Source organism: Streptomyces ossamyceticus, from assembly GCF_001418475.1.
Taxonomy (GTDB): Bacteria; Actinomycetota; Actinomycetes; order Streptomycetales; family Streptomycetaceae; genus Streptomyces; species Streptomyces ossamyceticus.
In genome coordinates, this window is record NZ_LIQX01000414.1 from 1 (window position 1) to 6759 (window position 6759).

The 6759-nt window shown below is 72.8% G+C and carries 5 protein-coding genes and 2 pseudogenes; 3 read left to right on the forward strand and 4 right to left on the reverse strand.

Annotated features, from left to right (window positions below):
• Window positions 1-122: 122 nt before the first annotated feature.
• The gene (locus tag AOK15_RS27670; protein ID WP_055521078.1) at window positions 123-656 is read left to right on the forward strand and encodes a hypothetical protein; all 534 of its coding nucleotides are present in this window, start codon (window positions 123-125) and stop codon (window positions 654-656) included.
• A gap of 200 nt (window positions 657-856) precedes the next feature.
• Here the strand turns inward: AOK15_RS27670 and AOK15_RS27675 are convergent.
• The 4 genes and pseudogenes from AOK15_RS27675 to AOK15_RS27690 all read right to left on the reverse strand — a co-directional run.
• Window positions 857-1399, reverse strand: a pseudogene (locus tag AOK15_RS27675) (PadR family transcriptional regulator); the annotation flags it as partial.
• A gap of 147 nt (window positions 1400-1546) precedes the next feature.
• Entirely contained in the window at window positions 1547-3562 is a 2016-nt protein-coding gene (locus AOK15_RS27680) for an NADPH-dependent 2,4-dienoyl-CoA reductase (protein ID WP_055521082.1), read from the reverse strand.
• A 175-nt stretch (window positions 3563-3737) separates the two neighbouring features.
• Complete coding sequence (locus AOK15_RS27685; RefSeq protein ID WP_055521079.1) at window positions 3738-4526, reverse strand: putative protein N(5)-glutamine methyltransferase; 789 nt, start codon at window positions 4524-4526, stop codon at window positions 3738-3740.
• Window positions 4527-4745: 219 nt separating this feature from the next.
• On the reverse strand, window positions 4746-5513 hold the full coding sequence (locus AOK15_RS27690; protein WP_055521080.1) for a GNAT family N-acetyltransferase: 768 nt from the start codon (window positions 5511-5513) through the stop codon (window positions 4746-4748).
• A gap of 219 nt (window positions 5514-5732) precedes the next feature.
• Between AOK15_RS27690 and AOK15_RS27695 the strand changes: the two genes are divergently transcribed.
• Together AOK15_RS27695 and AOK15_RS47315 are read left to right on the forward strand one after the other, a co-directional pair.
• Entirely contained in the window at window positions 5733-6338 is a 606-nt protein-coding gene (locus AOK15_RS27695) for a sulfite oxidase-like oxidoreductase (protein ID WP_055521081.1), read from the forward strand.
• Window positions 6339-6486: 148 nt separating this feature from the next.
• Window positions 6487-6759 (forward strand): annotated as a pseudogene (locus tag AOK15_RS47315) (FAD-binding oxidoreductase); the annotation flags it as partial.

The window sequence follows — 6759 nt, forward strand, 5'->3', positions numbered from 1 at the left end:
GGTGGCTGTCCGCATGCGGACGCGGCGTGAGGCACGTTGGCTCGCCCTGAGGCAGCACGGGTCCTCCGATCCTCGGCGGCGCAAGGGATGTGCCGCCGACCGTGCCGCCGGAGGGCAGACCCATGCGTACGTCTCAGCTACTCCTCCGCTCCGGCCTGACCATGGCGGCCACCGCGCTGCCGATCGCCCTGGCCACGCCGTCGGCCGCCGTCCCCACGGGGATCTCGGTGAGCACCACCGGGTCCTCGGTCACCGTCACCACCAGCGATTGCCCGAACAGCACCAACGGCGCGTTCGGTACGGCCTCCCTGCTCGCGAGCGGGCAGGCGAACTTCTCCCAGGGGCGCCAGGCGACCCTCGTGGGCACGAGCACCAGCCAGTCGGCCTCGTGGATCAATGTGACCCCCGGGACCTACACCGTGATCGTGGTGTGCCGGGACGGGACCACGGCGGGCACCCAGTCCGTCATCGTCACCGCCGCCACGCCCACGATCTCCGCGACCGCCTCGCCCTCACGGGGTGTCATGGGCGGTATGGGCGGGGCCAGCGAGGAATACGGCACCGTCACCCTGGTGGGCGGTGGCGCGCTGGTGGCCGCCGGCACGGTGGCCGCGGTCTGGTACCTGCGCCGCCGCGCCAAGCCGCACCGGCTGTGAACACCGGGCGGGCGGTCGCCGTGCGACAACGGACGACCGCCTGCTCGCGCTCGCACGACCCGGCCGTGCTACGCCCGCTCCGCCGCCGCTCCCCCGCCGGCGTCCGGCAGCGCGGCATCCGCGGCTCCGCCTTCCGACGCTCCGCCCTCGGAGGTTCCGTCTTCCGACGCTCTGCCGTCCGGCAGTGCGGCATCCGAGGTTCCGCCGTCCGGGAGGCGCTCGAACTCCGTCAGGGCGTTCCGCAGCCACTGGGCCCAGAAGGTCTCCAGGTCGATGCCGGCCCGCAGGATCAGATGCTGGAGGCGGTCCTGCGCGGAGTCCCTGCCCGGCCCGAAGTCCCGCTTCTCGATCTCCTCGTACTCCGCCAACTGCCGCTCGTGCAGGGTGAGATGGCGCCGCAGATCGTCTTCAAGGCCGGTCGTGCCGACGACCGCCGCGGCCCGCAGCCGGACGAACAGGGCGTCACGCCACGGCTTGGGCTCCTGGGGGGCGGAGGTCCAGCGGGCCAGTTCCTCACGGCCCGCCGGGAGGACCTCGTAACTCTTCTTCTGCCCCCGGGCCGGCCGTTCGGCGGGCAGGGCGCGGATGTGACCCTCGCGCTCCAGTTTTCCCAGCTCGCGATAGATCTGCTGGTGCGTCGCCGACCAGAAGTAGCCGATCGACCTGTCGAACCGCCGGGTCAGCTCCAGGCCCGACGAGGGCTTTTCGAGCAGGGCGGTGAGGATCGCGTGCGGGAGTGACATGCGCTCATCCTAGGAAGGGCCGATGAGCACCGGCCCCTCCACGCACCGCGCCGACCCGCCGCACTCCCCGCCCGTCCTGTCACTGCCGCTCCGTCGGCCTGATACAGCCGCCCCGCCCGTTCTCATGCTGCCGCCCCGCGCGTCCCGCTACAGCCGCGCCGCCAGCTCCGTCCCCTGCTTGATCGCGCGCTTGGCGTCCAGTTCGGCCGCCACGTCCGCGCCGCCGATGAGGTGCGCGGTCCGTCCGGCGGCGACGAGGGTGTCGTAGAGGTCGCGGCGCGGTTCCTGGCCGGTGCAGAGCACGACCGTGTCGACCTCCAGGACCTGGCGGACGCCGTCGACGGTGATGTGCAGTCCGGCGTCGTCGATCAGGTCGTACTGCACGCCGGGGACCATGACGACACCCCGGTGCTTCAGCTCGGTGCGGTGGATCCAGCCGGTGGTCTTGCCGAGGCCCGCGCCGACCTTGGAGGTCTTCCGCTGGAGGAGGTGGACCGAGCGCGGCGGCGCCGGGCGCTCTGGGGCGGCGAGGCCGCCGGGGGCGCGGTAGTCCATGTCGACGCCCCACTGGCGGAAGTACGCCGCCGGGTCCTCGCTCGTCTTCTCCCCGCCGTCGGTCAGGTACTCGGCGACGTCGAAACCGATGCCGCCGGCGCCCAGGACGGCGACCCGGTCACCCACCGGGGCACCGTCCCGCAGGACGTCGAGGTAGCCGACCACCTTGGGGTGGTCGGCGCCCGGCAGGTCGGGGGTGCGCGGAGTGACGCCGGTGGCGACCACGACCTCGTCGTACTCCGTGAGGTCGTCGGCCGTGACGGGGGTGTCCAGCCGCACGTCGACGCCGTGGGTGTCGAGCTGGTGGCGGAAGTAGCGCAGGGTTTCGTCGAACTCCTGCTTGCCGGGGACCTTGCGGGCCACGTTGAGCTGGCCGCCGATCTCGCTCGCGGCGTCGAAGAGGGTGACGTCGTGGCCGCGTTCGGCGGCGCTCACGGCGCAGGCGAGGCCCGCCGGGCCCGCGCCGACGACCGCGATCCGCTTGCGCAGCCGGGTCGGCGACAGCACCAGCTCGGTCTCGTGGCAGGCGCGCGGGTTGACCAGGCAGGAGGTGATCCTGCCGCTGAAGGTGTGGTCGAGGCAGGCCTGGTTGCAGCCGATGCAGGTGTTGATGGCCTCCGGCCGGCCCTCGGCGGCCTTGTTGACGAAGTCCGGGTCGGCGAGCATCGGGCGGGCCATGGACACCATGTCGGCGTATCCGTCGGCCAGCAACTCCTCGGCCAGCTCTGGGGTGTTGATGCGGTTGGTGGTGACGAGGGGGACGGACACCTCGCCCATGAGCTTCTTGGTGACCCAGGTGTACGCGCCGCGCGGCACCGAGGTCGCGATGGTGGGGATGCGGGCCTCGTGCCAGCCGATACCGGTGTTGATGAGAGTGGCGCCCGCGGCCTCGACGGTCTTCGCCAGGGTGACCACCTCGTCGAGGCTGGAGCCGCCGGGCACCAGGTCGAGCATCGACAGCCGGTAGACGACGATGAAGTCCTCGCCGACCGCCTCGCGCACCCGGCGCACGATCTCCACGGGGAAGCGCATGCGGTTCTCGTACGAGCCGCCCCAGCGGTCGTCGCGGTGGTTGGTCCCGGCGGCGATGAACTCGTTGATCAGATAGCCCTCGGAGCCCATGATCTCGACACCGTCGTACCCGGCCTGCCGGGCGAGCAGGGCCGCCCGCGCGTAGTCGTCGATGGTCTGCTCGACCTCGGCGTCGGTGAGGGCGTGCGGCACGAACGGGCTGATCGGTGCCTGGAGGGCGCTCGGGGCGACCAGGTCGGCGTGGTAGGCGTACCGCCCGAAGTGCAGGATCTGCATCGCGATACGGCCGCCCTCGCGGTGGACGGCGTCGGTGATCTCGCGGTGCTGGTCGGCCTCGGCGTCGGTGGTGAGCTTGGCGCCGCCCTCGTAGGGGCGGCCGGCCTCGTTGGGTGCGATGCCGCCGGTGACGATGAGGCCCACTCCTCCGCGTGCCCGGGCCGCGTAGAACTCCGCCATCCGCTCGAAGCCGCGCTCCGCCTCCTCCAGGCCGACGTGCATGGAGCCCATGAGCACGCGGTTGGGGAGCGTGGTGAAGCCCAGGTCGAGGGGGCTCAGCAGGTGGGGGTAACGGCTCATCGGGGCCTCCATGCGTGGCGTCGTCACCAAGGTTGTAGACGACGCCACGCGGTTTATGCAACTAGTTGCACAACGGCTGAGGGCAAGGCCACACGAGGTGCCCATCGGTGTGGAGCCGGTCGGCCGCCGCGCCCGTCGGCCTGGTGCCGGTCAGCCGCCCGTGGATCTGTGCCGGTCAGCCGCCCGCCGGTCTGGTGCCGGTCACCACGTGGGCGGCTCTCTCCTCCGAGACGGCTGTCCCGGCGATGAGGCCGACACCACGGAGGACGTCGACGGCGTGCGGTTCCTGGCGTTCGCTGGTCTCGACCAGCAGGCAGCCGCCGGGGGCGAGCCACCGCGGTGCTTCGGCGGCGACCCGGCGCAGGACGTCGAGGCCGTCCGTGCCGCCGTCGAGGGCGACGAGCGGCTCGTGGTCGCGGGCCTCGCCGGGCAGCAGCGGTACGTCGCCGGTGGGGACGTACGGCACGTTCGCCGCGAGGATGTCGACGCGCCCCCGCAGCCCGGCGGGGAGCGCCGTGAACAGGTCGCCCTCGTGGGCGTGGCCGCCGTACGGGGCGATGTTGCGGCGGGCGCAGCGCACCGCCGCCGGGTCGATGTCGGCGGCGTGCAGTTCGGCGCCGTCGAGCGACGCGGCCAGGGCGGCGCCCAGCGCTCCCGAACCACAGCACAGGTCGACGACGACCGAGGCGTGGGGGACGGCGGCGAGGGCCCGCTCGACGAGGAACTCGGTGCGGCGGCGGGGCACGAACACACCGGGGTCGACGGCGATGCGCAGCCCGGCGAACTCGGCCCAGCCGAGGACGACTTCGAGGGGGACTCCGCAGACGCGGCGGTCGACCATGGCGGTGACGTCGTCCGGTGTCCGTGCGGTGGTGAGGATCAACTCCGCCTCTTCTTCGGCGAAGACGCAGCCCGCGGCGCGCAGGGCCGCGACGACGGAGGCGGTGGTGGTGAGAGGTGGCATGACAGCCGAGAGCCTTTCGGTGGGCCGAAGGGCGCTCCCGCGGTGGCCTACCGGCCGTGCACCGCGCGGTGTTGAGGTGAGAGCACCCGACCTGACACAGCGGTAATGGGTCTCACCTCCTCGGTCACGTGGCGACTGGCCCGGTCACCCTACCTCATGGTCACGACGGGCCGTCCGGAGCGCCGTACCTCCGCACGCGCCCGGTTCTCGACCGCCCCGTCACACGCCGACGTGCTCCTCCCCCGCCTCCACCGCCGGCACTCGGGCCGCCATGAAGCGGGTCGTGCGGCGCAGCCGGAAGCCGAGGGACTCGTAGAGGCGGATGGCGGTGGCGTTGGTCGCGGCGGTGTGCAGGAACGGGGTCTCGCCCCGCTCGCGGATGCCGTGGGCGACGGCGTGGATCAGCCGGGTGGCGAGCCCTTCGCCCCGGAAGGCCGGGGCGGTGCAGACCGCGCTGATCTCGGTCCAGCCCGGCGGGTGCAGCCGCTCGCCGGCCATCGCGATCAGCGCGCCGCCCCGGCGGATGCCGAGGTAGGTGCCGAGTTCGATCGTGCGGGGCAGGAAGGGGCCCGGCTGGGTGCGTTCCACGAGGTCGAGCATCTCGGGCACGTCGGCCGAACCCAGCGGTACGGCCTCGGCGTCCGGGGCGGCGGCGATCCCGTCGTCCACGAACTGGACGCCCTCGAGGTCGAAGGTGACCTCCCAGTCGGCCGGGAAGCTCCCGCTGTACGCGGGGACCGCGACCTCCGTGCCGGGACCGGCCAGGGCGGCCAGGTCGGCCCAGTCGTGGGCACCGGGGTGGTGGGGCAGGCCGAGCCACGGTGAGACATCCACGGGATAGCGCAGCACGCGGCCGGACCGCTCGGCGAAGTGGGCGTGCGGCCCGGTCAGGGAGGCGCGGGCGGGGTTGTCGAGGACGTGCGGCACGGTGTCCGCGACGTGCGGCACGGTGTCCGTGCCCCTGAGGTCGCTCGCGTACTCGGTCATGCGCTCTCCGTTCCCCTCCGCTGCCCTCCGGCCACCGGCACGTTCACGACCGGGCCGGCCGATGATGGCAAGGGGGATCACGGAGCCGCTATTCCCCGGCGCGGTGAAGAGTTCATACCGCCGCGACGATCACCGCCCGCCCCGATGATCGAGCACCCGCTCCGGACACGTACGGTTGTATGACTCAGCTGTCACCGCCGCCGTCAATGTTGGACTCGTATGAACGTCACCCGAGGTTTCACCGGGCGCCCCCGCGTCAGCGATCCGGGACTGCCGCCCGGCCAGTACGACGCGGGCGACGACTGGCCGGTACTGTCCGCCGAGGTCACACCCGACCTTGCGCCCGCCGACTGGACGTTCCGGATCGACGGGCTGGTGGCGCGGCCGCACACCTGGGACTGGGACGCGGCGCACGCGCTGCCCGGGTCGGTGTACGAGGGCGCCATCCACTGTGTGACGAGCTGGTCGAAGTTCGGGGTGCGCTTCGGGGGTGTCTCGCTGGACGTGTTCCTGGACGCGGTGCGGCCCGACGCCTCCGCCACGCACGCGGTCGCGTACTCGCACAGCGGCTACACCACGAACCTGCCGCTCGCCGACCTCACCGGCGGGCGCGCCTGGATCGCCTGGGAGTACGGGGGCGAGCCGCTGCCCGCCGAGCACGGCGGCCCGGCCCGGCTGCTGGTGCCGCACCTGTACTTCTGGAAGAGCGCCAAGTGGATCGCGGGCATCAGGCTCCTCGACCACGACGAGCCCGGCTTCTGGGAGCAGAACGGCTATCACGCGCGGGGCAACCCGTGGGAGGAGCAGCGGTACTCCGGTGACTGAGACAGCGACGGCGACGACTGCGACGGCGACACAGCCGGGGACGACCACGGCGACCACGACGGTCGCCACGGCCTCGACCAGCACGACGGTCGCGGGGACCGGGAGGACCGCCGCCCCCGGGTTCACGCCGCCCACGCGGTTCGCCGNNGGGCGGCGGCGCTCTGGCAGACGGCGACGTTGACGGAGATCCGGCGCGAGACGGCTCGGGTCGCCACGTTCCGGTTCGCGGTGCCGGGCTGGGCGGGGCATCTTCCGGGCCAGCATCTGATGCTGAGGCTGACCGCCGAGGACGGATACCGGGCCCAGCGCCACTACTCGCTGGCGTCGCCGCCGGACGACACGGGGCACATCGAGCTGACCCTGGACCACGTGGAGGGCGGCGAGGTCTCCGGGTGGTTCCACACCGAGGCCCGGCCCGGCG